Source organism: Roseateles sp. 22389 (genome assembly GCF_052044995.1).
In the GTDB taxonomy this organism is placed as follows: Bacteria; Pseudomonadota; Gammaproteobacteria; order Burkholderiales; family Burkholderiaceae_C; genus Roseateles.
The window spans coordinates 218,269-239,126 of the sequence record NZ_JBQEOF010000004.1 but is presented as its reverse complement, the minus strand read 5'-3'; the positions used below and the strand labels follow the sequence as shown (position 1 = coordinate 239,126).

General features: G+C 71.3%; 18 protein-coding genes. 12 read left to right on the top strand and 6 right to left on the bottom strand.

The genetic code is table 11. The features are described from left to right. Positions 1-8: 8 nt before the first annotated feature. Genes ACTJKJ_RS07905 through ACTJKJ_RS07890 form a run of 4 tightly spaced genes read left to right on the top strand, consistent with a single transcriptional unit; the run spans position 9 to position 4,743 of the window. Positions 9-545 carry a ferritin-like domain-containing protein gene (locus ACTJKJ_RS07905; protein ID WP_091724420.1) on the top strand — a complete coding sequence of 179 codons (537 nt, stop codon included), beginning with the start codon at positions 9-11 and terminating at the stop codon, positions 543-545. A 3-nt stretch (positions 546-548) separates the two neighbouring features. After that, complete coding sequence (locus ACTJKJ_RS07900) at positions 549-2,021, top strand: phospholipase D-like domain-containing protein (RefSeq protein ID WP_297382708.1); 1,473 nt, start codon at positions 549-551, stop codon at positions 2,019-2,021. Continuing rightward, positions 2,012-4,300: an AsmA family protein gene (locus ACTJKJ_RS07895; RefSeq protein WP_440820076.1), complete on the top strand. Its 2,289-nt coding sequence runs from the start codon at positions 2,012-2,014 to the stop codon at positions 4,298-4,300. Before ACTJKJ_RS07900 ends, ACTJKJ_RS07895 begins: the two co-directional genes overlap by 10 nt. Before the next feature lie 29 nt (positions 4,301-4,329). Continuing rightward, positions 4,330-4,743, top strand: a complete 414-nt coding sequence (locus ACTJKJ_RS07890) for a response regulator (RefSeq protein ID WP_343608165.1) — start codon at positions 4,330-4,332, stop codon at positions 4,741-4,743. A 42-nt stretch (positions 4,744-4,785) separates the two neighbouring features. Here the strand turns inward: ACTJKJ_RS07890 and ACTJKJ_RS07885 are convergent, their stop codons facing one another. The 4 genes from ACTJKJ_RS07885 to ACTJKJ_RS07870 form a co-directional block, all read right to left on the bottom strand. Continuing rightward, complete coding sequence (locus ACTJKJ_RS07885) at positions 4,786-6,390, bottom strand: DHA2 family efflux MFS transporter permease subunit (protein WP_091724417.1); 1,605 nt, start codon at positions 6,388-6,390, stop codon at positions 4,786-4,788. Beyond that, complete coding sequence (locus ACTJKJ_RS07880) at positions 6,387-7,646, bottom strand: efflux RND transporter periplasmic adaptor subunit (protein ID WP_440820075.1); 1,260 nt, start codon at positions 7,644-7,646, stop codon at positions 6,387-6,389. The genes ACTJKJ_RS07885 and ACTJKJ_RS07880 overlap by 4 nt, the downstream gene beginning before the upstream one ends. 125 nt (positions 7,647-7,771) lie before the next feature. After that, positions 7,772-9,241: an efflux transporter outer membrane subunit gene (locus ACTJKJ_RS07875; protein WP_440820074.1), complete on the bottom strand. Its 1,470-nt coding sequence runs from the start codon at positions 9,239-9,241 to the stop codon at positions 7,772-7,774. Between the two features lie 73 nt (positions 9,242-9,314). Beyond that, the gene (locus ACTJKJ_RS07870) at positions 9,315-9,836 is read right to left on the bottom strand and encodes a MarR family winged helix-turn-helix transcriptional regulator (protein ID WP_440820073.1); all 522 of its coding nucleotides are present in this window, start codon (positions 9,834-9,836) and stop codon (positions 9,315-9,317) included. A gap of 166 nt (positions 9,837-10,002) precedes the next feature. Between ACTJKJ_RS07870 and ACTJKJ_RS07865 the strand changes: the two genes are divergently transcribed. Both ACTJKJ_RS07865 and ACTJKJ_RS07860 read left to right on the top strand, forming a co-directional pair. Continuing rightward, positions 10,003-11,859 carry an ABC transporter transmembrane domain-containing protein gene (locus ACTJKJ_RS07865; RefSeq protein ID WP_440820072.1) on the top strand — a complete coding sequence of 619 codons (1,857 nt, stop codon included), beginning with the start codon at positions 10,003-10,005 and terminating at the stop codon, positions 11,857-11,859. Positions 11,860-11,899: 40 nt separating this feature from the next. Next, on the top strand, positions 11,900-12,727 hold the full coding sequence (locus ACTJKJ_RS07860; protein WP_440820071.1) for a thymidylate synthase: 828 nt from the start codon (positions 11,900-11,902) through the stop codon (positions 12,725-12,727). Positions 12,728-12,874: 147 nt separating this feature from the next. Here ACTJKJ_RS07860 and ACTJKJ_RS07855 read toward each other — a convergent pair whose 3' ends face one another. Further along, a complete protein-coding gene (locus ACTJKJ_RS07855) occupies positions 12,875-13,693 on the bottom strand; it encodes a MipA/OmpV family protein (RefSeq protein ID WP_440820070.1) in 819 nt (272 codons plus the stop codon). A gap of 129 nt (positions 13,694-13,822) precedes the next feature. Between ACTJKJ_RS07855 and ACTJKJ_RS07850 the strand changes: the two genes are divergently transcribed. The 3 genes from ACTJKJ_RS07850 (at position 13,823) to ACTJKJ_RS07840 (ending at position 16,830) form a co-directional block, all read left to right on the top strand. Continuing rightward, positions 13,823-15,295 (top strand): sensor histidine kinase, encoded by a 1,473-nt coding sequence (locus tag ACTJKJ_RS07850; RefSeq protein WP_440820069.1) that lies wholly within the window; start codon positions 13,823-13,825, stop codon positions 15,293-15,295. 110 nt (positions 15,296-15,405) lie between these two features. Beyond that, on the top strand, positions 15,406-16,011 hold the full coding sequence (locus tag ACTJKJ_RS07845) for a tetratricopeptide repeat protein (RefSeq protein ID WP_440820068.1): 606 nt from the start codon (positions 15,406-15,408) through the stop codon (positions 16,009-16,011). A 96-nt stretch (positions 16,012-16,107) separates the two neighbouring features. Beyond that, positions 16,108-16,830 (top strand): aspartate/glutamate racemase family protein, encoded by a 723-nt coding sequence (locus ACTJKJ_RS07840; protein ID WP_440820067.1) that lies wholly within the window; start codon positions 16,108-16,110, stop codon positions 16,828-16,830. Here ACTJKJ_RS07840 and ppk2 read toward each other — a convergent pair. Continuing rightward, complete coding sequence (ppk2, locus tag ACTJKJ_RS07835) at positions 16,824-17,747, bottom strand: polyphosphate kinase 2 (RefSeq protein WP_183491349.1); 924 nt, start codon at positions 17,745-17,747, stop codon at positions 16,824-16,826. The two genes, ACTJKJ_RS07840 and ppk2, sit on opposite strands and share 7 nt — an antisense overlap. A gap of 239 nt (positions 17,748-17,986) precedes the next feature. Between ppk2 and ACTJKJ_RS07830 the strand changes: the two genes are divergently transcribed. The 3 genes from ACTJKJ_RS07830 to ACTJKJ_RS07820 all read left to right on the top strand — a co-directional run bounded on the left by ACTJKJ_RS07830 (position 17,987) and on the right by ACTJKJ_RS07820 (position 20,810). Beyond that, on the top strand, positions 17,987-19,453 hold the full coding sequence (locus ACTJKJ_RS07830; protein WP_440820066.1) for an epoxide hydrolase family protein: 1,467 nt from the start codon (positions 17,987-17,989) through the stop codon (positions 19,451-19,453). Between the two features lie 173 nt (positions 19,454-19,626). Beyond that, a complete protein-coding gene (locus ACTJKJ_RS07825; RefSeq protein ID WP_183491345.1) occupies positions 19,627-20,133 on the top strand; it encodes a dihydrofolate reductase in 507 nt (168 codons plus the stop codon). A 98-nt stretch (positions 20,134-20,231) separates the two neighbouring features. Continuing rightward, a complete protein-coding gene (locus ACTJKJ_RS07820) occupies positions 20,232-20,810 on the top strand; it encodes a DUF4337 domain-containing protein (protein ID WP_183491343.1) in 579 nt (192 codons plus the stop codon). Positions 20,811-20,858: the final 48 nt, after the last annotated feature.

Genomic DNA, 20,858 nt, shown 5'->3' with positions numbered 1-20,858 from the left:
GCCCGCCCATGAACGCCCCTGAACACAAGCACCTGCAGCTGGACGAGCAGGCCTTGCAACGCGCTCGCCAGCACCTGGACGAAGGCCCGGTCACGCCCAGCTACGGCCCGTGGCGCGACGACGTGATCCGCCTGCTCAACGACGCGTTGGCCACCGAGCTGGTCTGCGTGCTGCGCTACAAGCGCCACTACTTCACCGCGCACGGCCTGAACTCGCCCCGCATCGCCGAGGAGTTCCTCGAGCATGCGACGCAGGAAGCCGTGCATGCCGACCGCCTCGCCGAGCGCATCGTGCAGCTGGGCGGCGATCCCGACTTCAAGCCGGACTCGCTGACGAGCCGCAGCCACGCCGAGTACGACGAGAGCAAGGACCTCAAGGCCATGCTGCGGTCCAACCTGGTGGCCGAGCGCATCGCCGTCGAGGCCTATCGGCAGATGATCCAGCTGATCGGCGACAAGGACCCGACGACGCGCCGCATCCTCGAGGAAGTGCTCGCCGAGGAGGAAGAGCACGCCGACGACCTGGCCGACCTGCTGAGGGATTGAGCGATGCGCCGGCGCGTCGCGGCCCTGCTGCTGGTGCTCGGCGCGAGCTTCGGCCTCGTCGCCTGCAGCACGCCGCGTCCGCCGGTCAACGGCCGCGTCCCTGAACCGCCGGCGTCGGCGCCCGCGCTGACGCGGGTCGCCGCGCAGGTGGACGTCGTCGGTCCGCGCGGTCCGATGAACCAGGCCAGCCGCGAGCAGGCGCTGCGCGCGGCCGCCGCCCAGGGCAAGGCCGAGCTGCTCAAGCGGCAGATCGCCGCCATGTCCTCGTTCGGCGATGTCGACCTCTACGCGGGCAATGAAGCGTCGCTGCTGGTCGACGGGCCGGCCACCTTCGCCGCGATGTTCGCGGCCATCGGCCAGGCGCGCCGGCAGATCGTGCTGGAGAGCTACATCATCGAGGACGCCGACGTCTCGCAGCGCCTGGCCGACCTGCTGCTGCAGCGCCGGGCGCAGGGCGTCGAGGTCGCGCTGATGTACGACGCCATCGGCTCGATGGGCACGCAGGACGCCTACTTCGACCGCATGCGCCAGGGCGGCATCGCCGTCTGCGCCTTCAACCCGGTCAACCCGCTCAAGCGCGCCCGGTATCACAAGATCACCCACCGCGATCACCGCAAGATCCTGGTCGTCGACGGCGAGACCGGCTTCACCGGCGGCATCAACATCAGCGCGGTCTACTCCTCCGGCTCGGGCGGCTTCGGCAGCCGGGGCTCGTCGCGGCCTCCCCAGCCGGCGGCTGCCAGCGGCGCCGACGGCGAGGCCGGCAAGGAGGGCAAGGCCGGCGACAACGGCTGGCGCGACACCATGATCCAGGTGCGCGGCCCGGCGACGCGGGCGCTGCACACGATGTTCCGCGAGGTCTGGGCGCAGCAGCAATGCGAGGGCACGGTCGCCGCGATCGAGCCGCCGGCCGGTCCGCCGCCCGGCCGCCAGCTGATGCGGGTGATCCCGTCGACGCCGCAGGACACCGAGAACCGCATCTACACGCTGCTGCTGGGCAGCATCCGCGCGGCGCAGCGCAGCGTGTACCTGACGATGGCCTACTTCGCGCCCGGCCAGGACATGGTCGACGCGCTGTGCCAGGCCGCCGACCGCGGCGTCGACGTGCAGCTGATCCTGCCCTCGCGCAGCGACTTCTCGCCGGTCATGCACGCCGGCCGCAGCCATTACGAGCGGCTGCTGAAGTCCGGCGTCCGCATCCATGAATTGCAGGAGGCGGTGCTGCACGCCAAGACCGCGGTGATCGACGGCGTGGTCTCCACCGTCGGCTCCAGCAACATGGACTGGCGCAGCTTCGTCTACAACAACGAGGTCAACGCCGTCGTGCTGGGCGAAGACTTCGGCGACGCGATGACCCGCATGTTCGAGCGCGACCGCGCCGCGTCGCAGGCCATCGACCTGCGACGCTGGCAGGACCGCGGCGTCTGGCAGCGCGGCAAGGAATTCTTCTCGAGGATGTTTGAACAATGGTGGTGAAGGACGCGCCCGCGGGCGAACCGGGCGGCATGCCGCCGGGACCGGCCCCTCGACGACATCGGCACCGGCACGGGTGGGCGATGGGCCTGCTCACGCTGCTGGCGATGCTGCTGGTGGCCATCGGCGTCTGCGAATGGCTGGGCTGGCCCTTCCTGCGCCGTCCGGCGGAGCAATGGCTGAGCCAGAAGCTGGACCGCCAGGTGCGCTTCGACGGCGCCGAGGGCCAGGACTGGCAGCTGCGGCTGATCGGTCACCTGCGGCTGCGCGCGCACAGCGTCACCGTCGCCGGCCCGAGCTGGAGCACGCTGGGCGGCCCCACGCTGCAGGCGCAGGATGCGGCTCTCACGCTGCGCTACAGCGACCTGCTCGCCCTGCGCCACGAGGGCCAGGCCTTGCGCGTGAAGGCGCTGCGGGCCGGCGAGCTGGCGCTGCGGCTGGAACGCGATGTCGAAGGCCGCGCCAGCTGGCAGTTCGGCGATCAACCGCCGAGCGACACCCAGGTGCGAAAACGCCCCCGCGTCGACGGCATCCGCTTCGACCTGCTGGAGGTCCGCCAGGGCACGGCGCTGGTGGACGACAAGATCCAGCGGCTCTCGCTGCTCGCGCGTTTCGCGCTGCGCGAGACCTGGACCACCGCGGAGCAGGCCGCCAGCGCCGCGGGCGCCTGGGCCTCGGGCGCGACCGCCCGACGCGCGTCGCCGGACTCGCCGCCCGGCATGACCGCCCGCGCGGCCAGCGCCGCGGCGTCGGGCACGCGGCTGGCGGTCGACTTCGGCGAGCGCGTCGCGGGCAAACCCAAGGGAGCGTCCGCGCCCGCTGGCGAGCCGGGCCCCGGGGAAGGCGGCCGCTATGGGGTGACGGCCCATGCCGAGGGCCACTACCGCGACCTGCCGATCAAGGCCTCGCTGCAGACCGGCTCGGCCCTGCCCTGGCTCTCTTCCGATCCGAATGCGCCGGCCGTGCCGGTCACGCTGCGCGGCAACATCGGGCAGGCGCGGCTGAGCTTCGACGGCGAGGTGCGCGACCTGCTCGTCAGCCAGGGGCTGGCGGGCGACTACACCCTCGCCGGCCCGTCGCTGGCCGCCGTCGGCGAGCCGCTGGGCGTCACGCTGCCGACCACGCCGGCCTTCTCGATGCGCGGGCGCCTCACCCGCGACGGCACGCGCTGGACCACCGCGGTGCGGCAGGCCACGATCGGCAAAAGCCAGCTCAGCGGCGAATTCCAGTACGACAAGCCCGAGAACGCCGTGCCGACGCTGACCGGCGAGCTGCGCGGCCGCGAGCTCTGGCTGGCCGACCTGGGCCCGGCCGTCGGCGTGCCGGCCGAGCCGGGCGCCCCGCGGGCGAAGAAGACCGCGTCGCGCGTGCTGCCGGACAAGCAGTTCGACCTGCCCTCGCTGCGCGCGATGAACGCCAACGTGAATGTGAAGCTCGCGCGCTTCGAGTCCGGCTCGGCCCTGCTGCAGGCGGCCGAGCCGCTGAACGCCCGCATCGTGCTGCAGGACGGCGTGCTGGAGCTGCGCGACATCGACGCGCGCGTGGCGCGCGGCCAGGTCGCCGGCCTGATGCGCCTGGACGGCCGCGAGCCCAAGGCCCAGTGGCGGGCGCGGCTGCGCGTCAGCGGCGTGCACCTGGAGCAGTGGCTGAACCTGGAGCGCAAGAACGGCCAGCGCTGGGTGACCGGCGTGATGGGCGGACGCATCGCGCTGGATGGCGTCGGGCGCTCGACAGCGGAGCTGCTGGCCAGCGCCGACGGCCGCATGGTGCTGTACTGGACCGATGGCACGGTGTCGCACCTGATCGTCGAAGCCGCCGGCATCGACATCGCGCAGGGCCTGGGCCTGCTGGTACGCGGCGACGACGCCCTGCACGTGAACTGCGGCGTCGCCGATCTGCGGGTCAAGGACGGCATGGTGACGCCGCGGCCGATGGTCGTGGACACCAAGGACTCGGTGGTGCTGGTCGACGGCGACATGTCGCTGGCCACCGAGCGGCTGAACCTGGTCGCCAAGGTCGATCCGAAGGACCGCAGCCCGCTGACGCTGCGCACTCCCCTCAACATCCAGGGGACATTGGGCGATCCGCGGCTCAGCCTGCAGAAGGCCCCGCTGCTGCGCAAGCTGGTGCCGGCGGCGGTGCTGGGCGTGGCCGTGGCACCGCTGGCGGCGATCGTGCCGCTGATCGACCTGGGCGAGGACCCGGACGATGAGAGCCTGCGCGCGCTGTCCGAATGCAACGCCCGGCTGGCGCCCGTGTCGAAGCGGAGGCCGGGATCGTGATAATGGGCGCCTCCCATATGCCCACGCCCATGTCCACCGTTCCCGTCATCGATCCGACGCCCGGCACGCTGAACTGTTTCCTGGTCGAGGACAGCCCGCTCATCCGCGAGAACCTCGTGGCGACGCTGCAGGAGATGCTGGACCTGGCCGTCGTTGGCCAGGCCGAGGACGAGGCCGCCGCGCTGCGCTGGCTGCATGACGAGGCGGTCCCCTGCGACCTGCTGATCATCGACCTGTTCCTCAAGCGCGGCTCGGGCATGTCGCTGCTGCCCAAGGCCCGGCTGCTGCAGCCCGAGGCCAAGCTGATCGTGCTCACCAACTACGCCACCGCCGACATGCGCCAGCGCTGCGAGCAGCTCGGCGCCGACCGGGTCTTCGACAAGTCCAGCGAGCTCGACGAGCTCATCGCCTACTGCCTGGACCTGGCGTCGTCGAAGGCGTGAACCGCCACTGAAGTTCGCTGGTGGGCGTGAGGCCGCTGGCGCTCAGTGCGCCCCGCCCGCGTCCACCGGCGCGCCCATCTTCGGCGGGCGCTTGGTCAGCCAGACGAAGGCGATCAGCACCAGGAACAGGATCGCCGAGGCCAGGAAGATGTCGTCCGCCGCCCGGGTGAAGGCCTGCTGGTCGACCAGCCGGTTCAGGTAGGCCAGCGCCTGGTCATGGCTGAAGCCCTGGCGCTGCAAGGTCTCGATCGCCTGCGTCTCCGGCACGTCGCCCAGCGCCAGGCGCTCCGCCAGGTGATGGTGATGCAGCGTCGCGCGGTTCTCCCACAGGGTCGTGGAGATCGACGTCCCCATCGCCCCCGCCGTGATCCGGACGAAGTTGGACAGGCCCGCCGCCGCGGCGATCCGCTCCGGCGTGATGCCTGACAGCGTCAGCGTCGTCAGCGGGATGAAGAAGAAGGCCAGCGCCCCGCCCTGCAGGATGGTGGGCACCATGATGGCGGCCAGGTCGGTGTCGGTCGTGAACTTGGAGCGCATGAACAGCACGATCGCGAACACGACGAACGCGAAGCTCGCCATCGCGCGCGGATCCCACGTCGACACCTTGCGCCCCACCACCGGCGACAGCAGGATCGCCAGCACGCCCACCGGCGCCAGCGCGAAGCCCGCGGCCGTGGCGGTGTAGCCCATGTGCTGCTGCAGCCACAGCGGCAGCAGCACGACGTTGCCGAAGAACAGGCCGTAGGCGATCGACAGCACCGAGGCGCCGAACAGGAAGTTGCGCCGCGCGAAGAGCCGCAGGTCCACCACCGGATGGTCGTCGGTCAGCTCCCAGACGATGAACACCGCCAGGCCCACGACCGCGATCACGGCCAGCGCGACGATCTGGTTCGACGCGAACCAGTCGAGCTCCTTGCCCTTGTCCAGCATCACCTGCAGCGACCCCACCCACAGCACCAGCAGGGCCAGCCCGATGGTGTCGATCGGCAGCTTCTTCACCGGCGTCTCGCGGGTCCGGTAGATGCTCCAGGTCAGGCCGGCCGCGAACAGGCCGACCGGGACGTTGATGTAGAAGATCCACGGCCAGGTGACGTTGTCGGTGATCCAGCCGCCCAGCAGCGGCCCCACCACCGGCGCCACCAGCGTCGTCATCCCCCACAGCGCCAGCGCGGTGCCCGCCTTGTGCTTGGGATAACTCGCCAGCAGCAGCGTCTGCGACAGCGGGATCATCGGCCCGGCCACCAGCCCCTGGAACACCCGCGCCGCCACCAGCATCTCCAGCGAATGGGCGAAGCCGCACAGCCAGGACGCCAGCACGAACAGCAGCACGCTCATCGTGAACAGCCGCACCGCGCCGAAGCGCTGGGTCAGCCAGCCGGTCAGCGGCACCGAGATCGCGTTGGCCACGCCGAAGCTCGTGATCACCCAGGTGCCCTGCACCGGGCTCACGCCCAGATCGCCCGCGATGGCCGGCAGCGACACGTTCGCGATGGACGAGTCCAGCACATTCATGAAGGTCGCCAGCGACAGCGAGATCGTGCCCAGCACCAGGGCCGTGCCGGTCAGCGGCGGCGGCGCGGCCGGCGCGACCGGCGCGGCCGACGGCACGGGCGCCGGTGCCGCATCCATGGAAGTGGAATTGCTCATTGCACGCGCGTGGTGGTCGGGGCCGCGGTCCTGCCGGCGGCCGCCTTGCCGAGGTTGGCCGCGATGATGCGGTTCACCTGCTCGTCGGCGGCCTTCTCCTGCGCGTCGAAGATCGTCGTCTGCAGGCGCGGCGCGCTGGCGCCGGTCGCCGCGGCCAGCATCTGGCCGCCCTGCTCACGGACGTCGACCTGCACGTCCATCGACAGGCCCACGCGCAGCGGGTGCTCCTGCACTTCCTTCGGATCCAGCGCGATGCGCACCGGCACGCGCTGCACCACCTTGATCCAGTTGCCGGTGGCGTTCTGCGCCGGCAGCAGCGCGAAGGCCGCGCCCGTGCCGGCGCCCAGGCCCTGGACCGTGCCGTGGTACTCGGTCTTCTTGCCGTAGACGTCCGCCTCCAGCGTCGCCTTCTGGCCGATGCGCAGCTTGGCCAGCTGGCTCTCCTTGAAGTTGGCGTCGACCCAGACCTGCTGCAGGCCGACCACCGCCATCAGCGGCGCGCCGGCGGCCACGCGCTGGCCCAGCTGCACCGAGCGGCGCGCGACCCAGCCGTCCACCGGCGCGATCAGCTCGGCGCGCTGCAGCGCCAGGTAGCTCTCGCGCAGGCGAGCCGCGGCGCGCAGCACGTTGGGATGGTCCTCGACCTTGACGCCGTCCGTCAGCACCTGGTTGGAGGCCAGCTGGTCCTTCGCGGCCTGCAGCGCCGATTGCGCGGCGGCGGCCTGCGCGCGGGCGGCGGTGAGCTGCGACTGGGCATGCTCCAGCTCTTCCTTGCCGACCGCGCCGGTGGCGATCAGCGGCTGGCGGCGGGCGACGTCGGCCTGCAGACGCTCCATGTCGGAGGCGACGCGCTTGAGGTCGGCCTCGCGCACCTTGACCTGCGCTTCCAGGCCGCTGTTGTTGGCATACAGGGTGCGGACCTCGCGGACCGTCTGGGCCAGTTGCGCCTGCGCCTGCTCCAGCGCGACGCGGGCATCGACCGGGTCCAGGCTGACCAGCTTCTGGCCGGCCTTCACGAAGTCGGTGTCGTCGGCATAGACGGCGCGGACGGTGCCGCCCACCAGCGGCGTGATCTGCACGACATTGGCCTGGACGTAGGCGTTGTCGGTCGTCTCGTAGCGGCTGCCGACGATCCATTCATAACCGCTATAGATCAGGCCGGCGACGATGACGGCGGCGGCGATGACGGTCAGGCCCTTCTTGCGGGCGCCGTTCTTGGCGGGAGCTTGCGTGTTGTTCGGGGGCGTTGCGCTCATGGTGTGCTCTGCGGAATGTCGTTGCGCGAAGGGCGCGGAAGTCGGAGGGAGGCTGGCGGCGCGGGCTGCCGGCGTCCGGATGCGGGTTCGGTTGCTGCCTGCGGAAGCGTCCTGGCGGGACGGGGTCAGCCGCGCCCGGCCGGCGCGGTCGGCGCGGGCGCCTCGGCGCGGCGGGGTTCGCTGTAACCGCCGCCCAGCGCGCGCATCAGGTTGATCTGCGCGTCGACGGTCAACGCCTGCAGGTCGATGCGGCCGCGCTGCTGCAGCAGCTGGTTCTGCTGCGCGGTCAGCAGCGCCAGGCGACCGGTCAGGCCGGCGCGATGGCGTTGCTCGGCCAGCGCGGCCTGGCTGTCGGCGTTGGCCACCAGCGCGTCCTGCTGCGCGCCCTGCAGGCGCAGGGAATCCAGCGTCGTGACCTGGTCGCTGGCGTCGCGCACCGCGTCCAGCACGGCGGCGTTGTAGCTGGCGATGGCGGCGTCCTGTTCGGCGGCGCTGCCGCGCAGGTTGGCGCGCAGTCGGCCGCTGTCGAACAGCGGCAGGTGCAGCGCCGGGCCGGCGCCGTACTGGCGGCTGCCGCTCTTGAAGAGATCGTCCAGCCCGATCGAGTTCAGGCCGACGAAGGCCGTGAGGCTGACGCTCGGATAGAACTGCGCGCGTGCGACGCGGATGTCCTGGGCGGTGGCCTCGACCCGGGCGCGCGCGGCGGCCAGGTCCGGGCGACGGCCCAGCAGGTCCAGGTGGGGCGCCTGGCGCCAGTCCAGCGCGGCCGGCAGCGCCGCATCCAGCGACGCGGTGGCCGTCGGCCCTTGCCCCGTCAGCGCGGCGATCTGGTGGCGCAGCAGCGCCTGCTGCTCGCGCAGCACGACCTGCTGGCGCTGGATGTCGGGCAGCGGCGCCTCGGCCACGCGCAGGTCCTGGCCGTTGTCCAGGCCGGCGGCGCTGCGCTGGCGCACCAGGTCCAGGCTCTGGTCGCGCAAGGCCTTCTGCTGCTCCAGCAGGCGGCCCTGCGCCTGGCTGCGGGCCAGCGCGACATAGGCCTTGGCGACGGCGTTGGACACGCTCAGCCGCGCGGCGGCCGCGTCCGCCTCGGCGGCGCGCTGCTGGCCCAGCGCCGCCTGCAGCGCGGCGTCGTGCTTGCCGAAGAAGTCGAATTCGTAGCTCAGGCCGGCCTGGATGTTGGCCAGCGTCTGCACGCTGCCCGCCAGCGGCGGCGGGTAGATGCCGTGCTCGCTGAAGCGCTGGCGCGTCGCGTCGGCCTCGAGCTCCGCCGCCGGCCGCCGGGCCGCCTCGGCGTTCTCGGTCAGCGCCGCGGCGCGGGCGATGCGGGCCCGCGCCAGCGCCAGCGTCGGCGAGTTCGCAATCGCCTGCTCGACCAGCGCGTCCAGCTGCGGATCGCGGAAGGCCTTCCACCATTGCGCGTCGAGCGCCTCGGCCGGGCCGGCCTCGAGGCCCAGGCGCGCGGCGGCCTCGTCGCCGTCGATCGGCCGGCCCGGCTCGGCCAGCTTGGGGATGGGCGCGCAGGCGGCGAGCACCATCAGCAGCGCCGCGCCCATGGCCAGCGCCAGCGTCGTGCGATGAAGGGATCGGGAGGTCATCGGAGGTTCCTCGGGACTGTTGTTCTTGTGAAGGGGGAGAGAGCAGCGGGACATCGCCATCGGCGAGTGCGGGTCAATCGTCCTTGTCCAGGGTCGAGGTCTCGGAGCTCAGGCCCGCGTCGCGGATCGCATGGCCGTTGGCGACGACGCGCTGCAGCAGGCCGATCAGCGTGCGGAACTCGTGGTCGGTGAAGCCGGCCAGGTGATCGTTGAACACCTTGGACAGCACGCCCGGCGCGGCCGCCATCGCGTTCACGCCGACCTCGGTCAGCGACACCATCACCACGCGCCGGTCCTCGACCGAGCGCTCGCGGCGCACCAGGCTCTTCGCCTCGAGCCGGTCCAGCAGCCGGGTCATCGCGCCGCCATCCATCGCCAGTTCACGGGCGAGCGCCGCGCTGGACATCGGGCCGTTGAAGCGCAGGCGCAGCATCGGCGCCCACTGCGCATGCGTCAGGTCGTGCGCGCCCAGCATCTTGTCGGCCTGCAGCACCATCGACTGCTTGATCTGCCGCAGCAGCCAGCCCAGGCTGGGCTCGGAGGTGAAGCTGTCGGCGCTGTAGAAATCGGCGGGAGGCGGCAAGTTGGGGCTCATGGATGGGCTTTCTGACTTCGGCTTTCCGGGAAGCAACATACGGAAAGACTTGATGACAATTATTGCTTAGGCAATGATTGCCTCGCCAATCACTGCCTGGGATGGGCTTTCTACCGGTGGGGACTTTTCCGCCACACCGGCCCCCTAAACTGATCCGATGTCCGCCATGTCCCCCTCCTCGGCGCGCCCGGGCGCCTCGACCACCCCCGCTTCGACGCCGGGCACCGGCCCTTCGGCTGAGGCTCAGGCAAACGCCGTGCGCGACCCGCCCCCCTTGCGGGCGATGGCGCCGGCGCTGTGGCCCTTCCTGCGTCCGTATCGGGGGCGGATCGCCGCGGCGATCGTCTTCCTGGTGCTGGCGGCGGCGGCGACGCTGGTCTTCCCGATCGCGCTGCGCCAGCTGATCGACCAGGGTCTGGTCGCCGCCGACCCGGGCGAGCGGCTGATGGCGCTGCGGGAGCACTTCCTCTGGCTGTTCGCCACCGGCGCGGCGCTGGGCGTGTTCTCGGCGCTGCGCTTCTATGCGGTGAGCTGGCTGGGCGAACGCGTCAGCGCGGACCTGCGCACCGCCGTCTACAGCCATGTGCTGCGGCAGAGCCCCGAATTCTTCGAGACCACTCAGACCGGCGAGGTCATCAGCCGCATCACCACCGACACCACGGTGATCCAGAGCATCGTCGGCTCCAGCCTGTCGATGGGGCTGCGCAACCTGATCATGGGCGTGGGCGCGGTGGCGCTGCTGATCGCCAGCAACCCGTGGGTGATGACGCAGGTGCTGGGCATCCTGGTGCTGGTGGTGGCCCCGGCGATGTTCTTCGGGCGACGGGTGCGCCGCCTGTCGCGGGCGAGCCAGGACCGCGTCGCCGACACCAGCGCGATCGCGGCGGAGATGCTCAATGCGATCACCGTCGTGCAGTCGCACGCGCAGGAGGCGCGGGAGACCGCCCGTTTCGACGCCGCCAGCGAGGCCGCCTTCGACACCGCCCGCAAGCGCACCCGGGTGCGGTCCTTCCTGGTCGCCTTCATCATCACCGCCACCTTCGGCGCGCTGCTGTGGGGCCTGTACCAGGGCACGCAGGCGGTGATGGCCGGCCGGATCAGCGCGGGGCACCTCGGGCAGACGGTGGTCTACGTGATCCTGCTGGTGTCGTCGGTGGCGGTGCTGGCCGAGGTCTGGGGCGACCTGCTGCGCGCCGCGGGCGCGACGGAGCGGCTGATGGAGCTGCTCGCCGCGCAGTCGCCGGTGGCGGATCCGGCCGCGCCGGTGGCGCTGCCAGCGTCGACCGGCCCGGCGCGCGTCGCCTTCGAGCAGGTGCGTTTCCACTACCCGTCGCGGCCGGACCGCGCCGCGCTGGACGACTTCAGCCTGCGCATCGAACCCGGCGAGACCGTCGCGCTGGTCGGCCCCAGCGGTGCCGGCAAGAGCACCGTGCTGCAGCTGCTGCAGCGCTTCTTCGACGTCCAGTCGGGGGCGCTGCTGCTGGACGGCGTGCCGGTGGACCGGCTGCGGCTGGCGGACTTGCGCGCGCGCATGGCGCTGGTCCCGCAGCAGAGCGTGATCTTCTCGGCCAGCGCGCTGGACAACATCCGGTATGGCCGCCCGGACGCGAGCCGGGAGGCGGTCATCGCCGCGGCGCGGGCCGCGCATGCCGACGAGTTCATCCGCCAGTTGCCCCAGGGCTACGACAGCTTCCTCGGCGAGCGCGGCGTGCGCCTGTCCGGCGGCCAGCGCCAGCGCATCGCGATCGCGCGGGCGATGCTGCAGGACGCGCCGCTGCTGCTGCTCGACGAGGCCACCAGCGCACTGGACGCCGAGAGCGAGCGGCTGGTCCAGCAGGCGCTGGACGAGGCGATGCGCGACCGCACGACGCTGGTGATCGCGCACCGCCTGGCGACGGTGCAGCGCGCCGACCGCATCGTGGTGATGGACCACGGCCGCATCGTCGAGCAAGGCACGCATGCCGAGCTGGTGGCGCGCGGCGGGCTCTACGCCCGCCTGGCGGCGCTGCAGTTCAATGCCTGACGCCCGGCGGGGCTCCCCGGCTTCTCTAGAATCGCGCCCCATGACCGCAGACACCACCGCCGCACGCCCGGTGCGCAGCCAGTACGAAGACTTCATGCGCCACGTGTACGAGCACGGCGTCGCCAAGGGCGACCGCACGGGCACGGGCACGCGCAGCGTCTTCGGGCATCAGATGCGCTTCGACCTGAACGAGGGTTTCCCGCTCGTGACGACGAAGAAGGTGCACCTGAAGTCGATCATCCTGGAGCTGCTGTGGTTCCTGCGCGGCGACTCCAACGTCAAGTGGCTGCAGGAGCGCGGCTGCACGATCTGGGACGAGTGGGCGCGCGAGGACGGCGACCTGGGGCCGGTCTACGGCGTGCAGTGGCGCAGCTGGCCCAAGGCGGGCGGCGGCCATGTGGACCAGATCGCCGAGGTGGTGAGGCAGCTCAAGACCAACCCCGATTCGCGCCGGATCATCGTTTCGGCCTGGAACGTGGCGGAGCTGGACCAGATGGCGCTGATGCCGTGCCACGCCTTCTTCCAGTTCTACGTGGCCGACGGCAGGCTGTCCTGCCAGCTGTACCAGCGCAGCGCCGACATCTTCCTGGGGGTGCCCTTCAACATCGCCAGCTACGCGCTGCTGACGCAGATGCTGGCGCAGCAATGCGGGCTGGGCCTGGGCGATTTCATCTGGACCGGCGGCGACTGCCACATCTACGCGAATCACTTCGAGCAGGTGCGGACGCAGCTGGAACGCGCGCCCTTCCCCTACCCGACGATGCACATCAAGCGCCAGCCGGCCTCGATCTTCGATTACGAGTTCGACGACTTCGAGCTGCGCGACTACCAGCACCACGCGGCGATCAAGGCTCCGGTGGCGGTGTGACACCCAGGGCGCACTCCCGGTCGACCTGATGCGGTCGGCGAACTCGCAATCAAGCGCGAACTCAGGGCGTGGGGAATGGACGCCATGCGGATCGACAACCGATTCGCATGGCAAGCGGGCGCCCGGCGATCGCCGGGCCATTGCTCATCAATACGAGTAGCTCACATACACCGCCCCCACCGGCGAAGTCGCGCGGCGCGTCAGGGGGCTCTTGCGCGCATCGCCGAGCAGGCGCTGCGCGCCGACCATGCCGGTGATGCTCCAGTCCGATGAGAGCTTGTGCTGCCAGCTCACGCCGCCTTCGGCCATGTGGGCGCCGGCCTTGGGCGTGAACACCGCATAACCCGAGCGCGCCGACTGCGCGGCGGTCACGCCGTGATAGGTCTGCATGTACTTCTTGTCCGCCGCGTTGGCCGACACCGACAGCACCACCGTGTTCCTGCCGCCCGACAGCACCGTGGCCGCCGCGCCGAGGCTGTAGAGCGCGCCGTTGGTCCGCGTCGTGATCGGCTGCTCGGTGGCGATCTGCAGTTCGAGCCAGTCAGTCACCGCATAGCCCAGCGTCAGGTGCGCCGTGGCGCTGCCCTTCACCTCGCCCATGCCGCGCAGGTACTTGCTGCCGCTGCTGCCGCCCAGTCCCTTCGTCTCCTTCTCTTCGCGCTTGCCGCGGTAGCCCAGCGCCGCGCTGTAGCTCAGGCCGCCGGTCGATCCCGCATAACCCAGGCCACGCTGCGTGCTCAGGAAGAAGCCGCTCGCATGCGCGTACTCCACCCCCAGCAGCGGCGCGACGAGGTGCTCGTCCGAACCGGCATAGCGCGTGGCGACGGCCACGCCGCCCTGGACGACGACGGTGGACGTCGGCGTGGATGCGGATGCCGATGCGGGTCCGGTCTGCGCCTGGGCCGCGGCGCACAGCGGCAGCAGCAGGAGGGCGGTGGTGATGGGGGTGAGGGGGAAACACTTCATGGATGTGGTCATGTCGATCATGGGAAAGAAAACCGCCGCCCGAGCACTGGAGCGCCAGACGGGGCCTGGAACGCGTCGGCAGTGTCAAAGCGGTCCATGAAGCCGACCTTTTCCACGCATGAAGAAAGCATGAAGCGCCGCGCGGCGCGGCGCGTGCCGGGCCGCGGTGCTGGTCCAATGGCCGGCATGAAGATGCAGCTCATTGGGGCCTCACGCTTACGCGACTTCACGCGCGCCCTCACGCAACCCAGCCTGGTGCGGCGGCTGCTGATCGCGCAGATGCTGCTGCTGACGCTGCTGTGGTCGGCGGGCGCGGGCTACCTGCTGAGCCAAGGCGCCCGGCCGCTGCTCGACACCCGCAAGCTCTACGAGACGATCAATGCGATCGCCGACGAACTGGCCGACGACCCCGACCGCCGCCAGCGCGTGCTCGACCGCGCCCACGAGGCGATCGTCGAGGACTACGACGCCATCAACGACCCGCTGCCGGGCTTCGTCGTCCAGCAGCACGGGCGCATCGTGTACCGCAGTCCGAAGGCGCCGGACTTCGTGCCCGAAGGGCCGCTGGACACCCAGTTCCCGCTGCGCCTGGGCGGTGTCGCCTACGTCGCCAAGACCATGCAGGCGCCCTCGGGGACGCGCACGACCATGTTCGCGCGCAACCAGGGGTGGAACGTCTTCATCACGATCTACTCCAAGGGCTTTTACCTGCTGCCCCTGCTGATCAGCCTGCCCATCCTCGTGGTGCCGGCCTGGCTGTCGATCCGCCTGGCGATGCGTCCCTGGAGCGCGGTGGCGCGCGAGATGGCCAGGCGCGGCCCGCAGGACCTGACCCCGCTCGCCTATCGCGAGGGCCATCGCGAACTGGCGGTGATGGTGGAGGCGATCAACGGCTGGATGCGACGCGTGTCCGACAGCAGCGAGCGCGAGCGCGTCTTCGTGGCCGACGCGGCGCACGAGCTGCGCACGCCCCTGGCGGCGATGCTGGTCAACGTCGAGGCGCTGCGCGCCGATGCGCATGACGAGCGGGAGCGCCAGCTCATGGCCGGCGTGCTGAGCAGCGGCCATCGCGCGTCGCGCATGGTCAACCAGCTGCTCCGGTTGATGCGCAGCGAGGCGCCCGGCGCGGAGCGGCGCGAGCGCATCCGCCTCGACCGCCTGCTGCAGGACCGGCTGGCGGCCCTATCGCCGCTGGCATCGGCGCGCTCGGTCGAGCTGGAGCTGGCCGCGGCGCCCGACCTGTGCGTCGAGGGCCAGCGCGGCGCGCTGGAGTCGCTGGTCGACAACCTGGTCGAGAACGCCGTCAAGTACGGACCGGCGGGCGGTACGGTGCGCGTCGGGCTCCGGCAGGCGGCCGGCGAGGCGCTCGTCACCGTCGCCGACGAGGGTCCGGGCATCCCGACCGCGTTGCGCATGCGGGTGTTCGACCGCTTCTTCCGGGACCCCGCGCAGCGCGAGCCCGGCAGCGGCCTGGGACTGTCGATCGCCCGCGCGGTGGTGGAGGGCCTGGGCGGGCGCATCGCGCTGCACGACGCGCCGGGCGGCGGGCTGCTGGTGCGGGTCGCGCTGCCAATGACCCGGGAAGAGCGCGGACCGCGCTGATCCCGGCGCCCTCGGAACTTCCGCTTGTCCTACACGCGCGCGCACTCCTCTCCGGCAGAGACGCGTGCGAAGCCTGGGTACCGTTCACGGCAACGTTTCAGAGGGATGCCATGACCACCAACCCGCCGATCACCGCCGCCGACCGTCTGCTCAGCCGCCCCTTCGAGCGCCCGCTCGACCCCTCGCTTGATCGCGCCACCCCGGCGCCTCGAGCGGCGCATCAAGCGGCGCCTCACGCCGACGAGGTCGAGCGGCAATGCTCCGCGCGGCGCCTCAGCGACGCGGCGCTGGACGCGATCGCCGAGCTGGCCGTGCTGACCGACAACACCGACGAAGCCACCCTCGAATCGGCCTGCCGCCAGGCCATCGCGCAGGATCCCTGCCACGTCGAGTCCTTCGCCCGGCTGACCACGCTGCTGAGCCGCCAGGGCCGCCATGACGAGGCGCTCGAGCTCATCGACCAGGCCGTCGGCTGGTGTGGCGACATCGCCGCGCTGTACCACTTTGCCGGCTGCGTGCTCGAGAGCGCGGGCCGCCTGCCGCAAGCGATCGCCTCGTTCGAGCAGGCCCTGGACCTCAACCCGGCGCTGGCCGAATCGCATTACCGCCTCGGCGCGCTGTGCGAGCGGCTCGGCGAGCCACGCGCGTCGGCGGCGCACTTCCGCGTCTATCGCCGCCTGGTCGACGAGAACCGCTCGAACCAGCGCCTGAGCTGAAGGCCGGTCGAGATCGATGCTGAGTTGGGCGGGCCGCGCGAGACCCGCGCCGCGACCGGCGCCCAGCGAGAGCAGGCCGCCCGTTAGCATCCGCGCATGACCGCTTCCGCTTTCCTGCCCGCCGCGGGCCCGCTGCACATCGGCATCGTCGGCTGTTCCGCCGAAGGCGCCGCCCTCTGCTACCGCACGATCTGCGCCGAAGGCGCGGAGCTGCTCGGGCCGCACGCGCATCCCGAGCTCAGCCTGCACACGCCCTCGCTGCACCGCTACGTCGAGGCGCTGGATCGGGGTGACCGCGAGGCGGTCGCGGCGCTGATGCTCGACTCCGCACATCGTCTGCAGGCCGCCGGCGCGCAGCTGCTCATCTGCCCGGACAACACCATCCACCAGGCTTTCGACCTGGTCGAGCCGCGCTCGCCGCTGCCCTGGCTGCACATCGCGCGCGTCGTCGCGGACGAGGCGCGCCAGCGTGGTTTCCGCCGTGTCGGCGTGCTGGGCACGCAGTGGCTGGTGCGCAGCGAGGTCTATCCCGAAGCGCTGGCCGCCGCCGGCATCGAGGCGGTCCGGCCCAGCGACGCGTGGCGCGACGAACTCGGCGCGCGAATCATGGACGAGCTGGTCCCGGGCCGCGTGCAACCAGGCACCGTCGAGCGCTTCCAGCGCGCGATCGATGCGCTGCGCGAGCGCGGCTGCGACGCCGTCGTGCTGGGCTGCACCGAGATCCCGCTGATCATCGGCGACGCCAACGCGTCGCTGCCCACGCTCGATTCGACGCGCCTGCTGGCGCGCGCCGCCTTGCGGCGGGCCGTCGCTCAATAGCGCTCGGGCACGAACATCTGCGGCGGCACCGGCTGGCGCGCGTAGTCGTCATGCCGCTCGCGCTCGGGCAGGCGGACCTCGGCGCGCTCCACCTCGTGGTACGGGAAGTGGTCCAGCAGATGCTGGATGCAGTTGAGCCGCGCACGCTTCTTGTCGTCCGCGGCCACCACCCACCAGGGCGCCTCGGGGATGTGGGTGCGTTCCAGCATCACCTCCTTGGCGCGGGTGTAGTCCTCCCAGCGCCGGCGCGACTCCAGGTCCATCGGCGAGAGCTTCCACTGCTTGAGCGGATCGTGGATGCGGCCCAGGAAGCGCAGGTGCTGTTCCTCGTCGCTGATGGAGAACCAGTACTTGATCAGCGTGATGCCGGAGCGCACCAGCATGCGCTCGAACTCCGGCACCGAGCGGAAGAACTCCTCGACGTCGGCCTCCGAGCAGAAGCCCATCACCCGCTCCACGCCGGCGCGGTTGTACCAGCTGCGGTCGAACAGCACGATCTCCCCCGCCGCCGGCAGGTGCGGCACGTAGCGCTGGAAGTACCACTGCGTGCGCTCGCGGTCATTGGGCGCCGGCAGCGCGACGACGCGGCACACGCGCGGATTCAGGCGCTGGGTGATGCGCTTGATCGCGCCGCCCTTGCCCGCCGCGTCGCGGCCTTCGAAAAGGATCACCACCTTCTGGCGGGTGTGCTGCACCCAGTCCTGCAGCTTCACCAGCTCGCGCTGCAGCCGGAACAGCTGCCGGAAGTAGGCGATGCGCTCGCTATGCGCGCTGTCGCCGTCGCCCTCGTCGAGCGCGCGCAGCGCCTCGTCCACGTGGCGGTCCTCGATCTCGAGTTCCAGCTCCTCGTCGTAGCCGTCCTGCAGGTCGCGGCGGATGCGCTCGACAAGCGCGTCGTGATCGGAGGCAGGGCTCATGGTGCGGCAAGGGCGAAGCTGGGGACCGGCCATCATTCGCGGCGCGGGTGACGGCTTCGTGACGGACCGGAGCGCGCCCACCTTCACCGCCTTCACCGCCTTCACCGCCTCCACCGTCCCCATGCCGCGAAGCCGCAAGGCCTACCTTCGTACAGGTCGCGCAGACGAGGGTCGGATGGGCGCGCGCCGCCGCCTTTGATGTGATCGCCTCCGCATTCACAGCCTCATGCGGAGACCTGATGTTCAAGAAATCCCTTCCTCCCGCCGTCACCGACGCGGCCTCCACCCCGGCCCTGCCGGGCGCGTCGACCCAGTCGACCCCGACGCCGGACGCGTCCGCGACCGCCGCCCGCGACGCGGCGGGCCGGCGGCGCTTCCTCGCCACGTCCGCTGCCGCCGGCGCGACCGGCCTGGGTCTGCTGTCCGCGGCCGGTGCCGCGCGCGCCGCCGGTGCCGCCCCGACCGGCGCCGTCACCTTCTCCGGCGGCGACACCACCGCCCTCACCACCGCCGTCCCGATCGGCGATTTCTCCGTCCGGCGCTTCCGCATCGACATCCCCGATGCCGCGCTGGCGGACCTGCGCCGCCGCATCGCCGACACCCGCTGGCCCGACCCGGAGCTGGTGCCCGATGGCTCGCAGGGCATCCAGCTCGCGCGGCTGCGCGCGCTGTGCGACTACTGGAGCCGCAGCTACGACTGGCGCCAGGTGGAGCGCCGCCTCAACGCCCTGCCCCAGTTCATCACGCAGATCGACGGCCTGGACATCCACTTCCTCCACATCCGATCCAAGCACGCCAACGCGCTGCCGCTGGTCATCACCCATGGCTGGCCGGGCTCGATCCTGGAGATGCTCAAGACCATCGGCCCGCTGACCGATCCGACCGCGCACGGCGGCCGCGCCGAGGACGCCTTCCACCTCGTCATCCCGTCCATCCCCGGCTACGGCTTTTCCGGCAAGCCGCGCGAACTGGGCTGGGGTCCGGAGCGCGTCGGCCGCGCCTGGAACGTGCTGATGAAGCGCCTGGGCTACAGCCGCTACGTCTCGCAGGGCGGCGACCACGGCTCGGTGATCTCCGATGCGATGGCGCGGCTCAAGCTCGACGGCCTGCTCGGCATCCACGTCAACATGCCGCCCACGGTGCCGCCCGAACTGGTCAAGCCCATCAACGCCGGCGATCCGCCGCCGCCGGGGCTGTCCGACGCCGAGCGCACCGCCTACCTGACGCTGAGCCGCTTCTTCGGCCGCAACGCCGCCTACGGCGCGCTGATGGTCACCCGGCCGCAGACCATCGGTTATGCGCTGTGCGACTCGCCGGCGGCGCTGGCCGGCTTCATGGTCGAGAAGATCATCGAGTGGACCGACAGCGGCGGCGAGCCCGAGCGCGTCCTGACCAAGGACGAGATCCTGGACGACGTCAGCCTCTACTGGCTGACCAACACCGGCGCCTCGGCCTCGCGCTTCTACTGGGAGAACAACAACAACAATTTCAGCGCCGCGCACCAGCGCACCACCGAGATCACGATCCCGGTCGCCGTCACCGTCTTCCCGGGCGAGATCTACCGCGCGCCGCGCTCGTGGACCGAGCGCGCCTATCCGTCGCTGGCCTACTTCAACGAAGTGGACAAGGGCGGCCACTTCGCGGCCTGGGAACAGCCCGAGCTCTTCGCCCGGGAACTGCGCGCCGCCTTCCGCCGGCTGCGCTGAACGCCGAGCGCTGAACGTCCGGGCGGCGACGGGCGGCGACAAGTGGTGACAGGCGGAGCCGGACTCTCCGCGCAAGGCACCTCGTCGCCCGTAAACTCGCGACCCGGGCCCACCTCGCCTTCGCGTCGCGGGCGCCTCCCCGACGTTTCCGCCCCGCTTCGCCGCCGTTCCAAATGCCTCATCTCACCCTCATCGCCGCGCTCGATCGCGCGCGCGGCATCGGCCGCGACAACGGCCTGCTGGTCCGCCTGCCCGAGGACATGGCGCGCTTCAAGGCGCTGACGCTGGGCCACACGGTGATCATGGGCCGCAAGACCTGGGACTCCATCCCCGCCAGGTTCCGCCCGCTGGTGCAGCGGCGCAACCTGGTGCTGTCGCGCCAGCCGGGACTGCGGCTCGAGGGCGCCGAGGTCTTCGCCACGTTGGACGCGGCGCTCGATGCCTGCGGCGCCGACGAGGCCGTCTTCGTCATGGGCGGCGCGCAGGTCTATGCGCTCAGCCTGCCGCGCGCCGACGCGCTGGAGCTGACCGAGATCGACGCCCGCTTCGACGCCGACGCCTTCTTCCCGGCCGTCGACCCGCAGGTCTTCGCGCCGGTCTCGCGCGAGCGCCACCACAGCCCCGCCGACCGCGGCCACGACTGGGACTACGACTTCGTCCGCTACGAGCGCCGCCGCTGAGCGGGCGTCCCGGCCCGCGACCTCGGGCCGGTCGCGACCGCGGCCCGGCAACCTTCACGCCTCCTTTCCGTCTTCCGACTCCACGTTCTCCCACTCCCATGTCCGGCAATCACTTCCACGTCCACGGCCCGCACGACCACGAGCTCGAACACGCCGCGCACCATGAACCCAAGGGCCTGGCCGGCCAGCTGGCCGTGATCACCGCGGTGCTGGCGACGCTGGGCGCCTTCTTCTCCTACATGGGCGGCGCCACGCAGGCCAATGCGGGGCTCTTCAAGAACAACGCCGCGATCACCAAGACCGAGGCCGCCAACCGCTGGAACTACTTCCAGGCCAAGAGCAGCAAGCAGAACCTGGCCGAGTTCGCGCTGGACCTGACCGCCAGCGAAGAGCAGAAAGCCAAGTACCGCGAGAAGATCGCCCGCTACGAGACCGAGAAGAACGAGATCAAGGCGCAGGCCGAGAAGCTCGAGGCCGAGTCCACCGAATGGGACCGCCGCAGCGACGACCAGTTGCACCTCCATCACCGCTGGGCGCAGGCAACGACCGCGCTGCAGGTGGGCATCGCGCTGGCCGCGATCGCGCTGCTGACCAAGCGGCGCTGGATGGAGTACGCGACGCTGGGCGCCGGCGCGATCGGCATCGGCCTGGGCATCGCGGCCTGGCTGCACGTCTGAGCGCCGCGGCCCGGCACGACGACGCGCCGCCCGGCCCCTCAAGTTCTG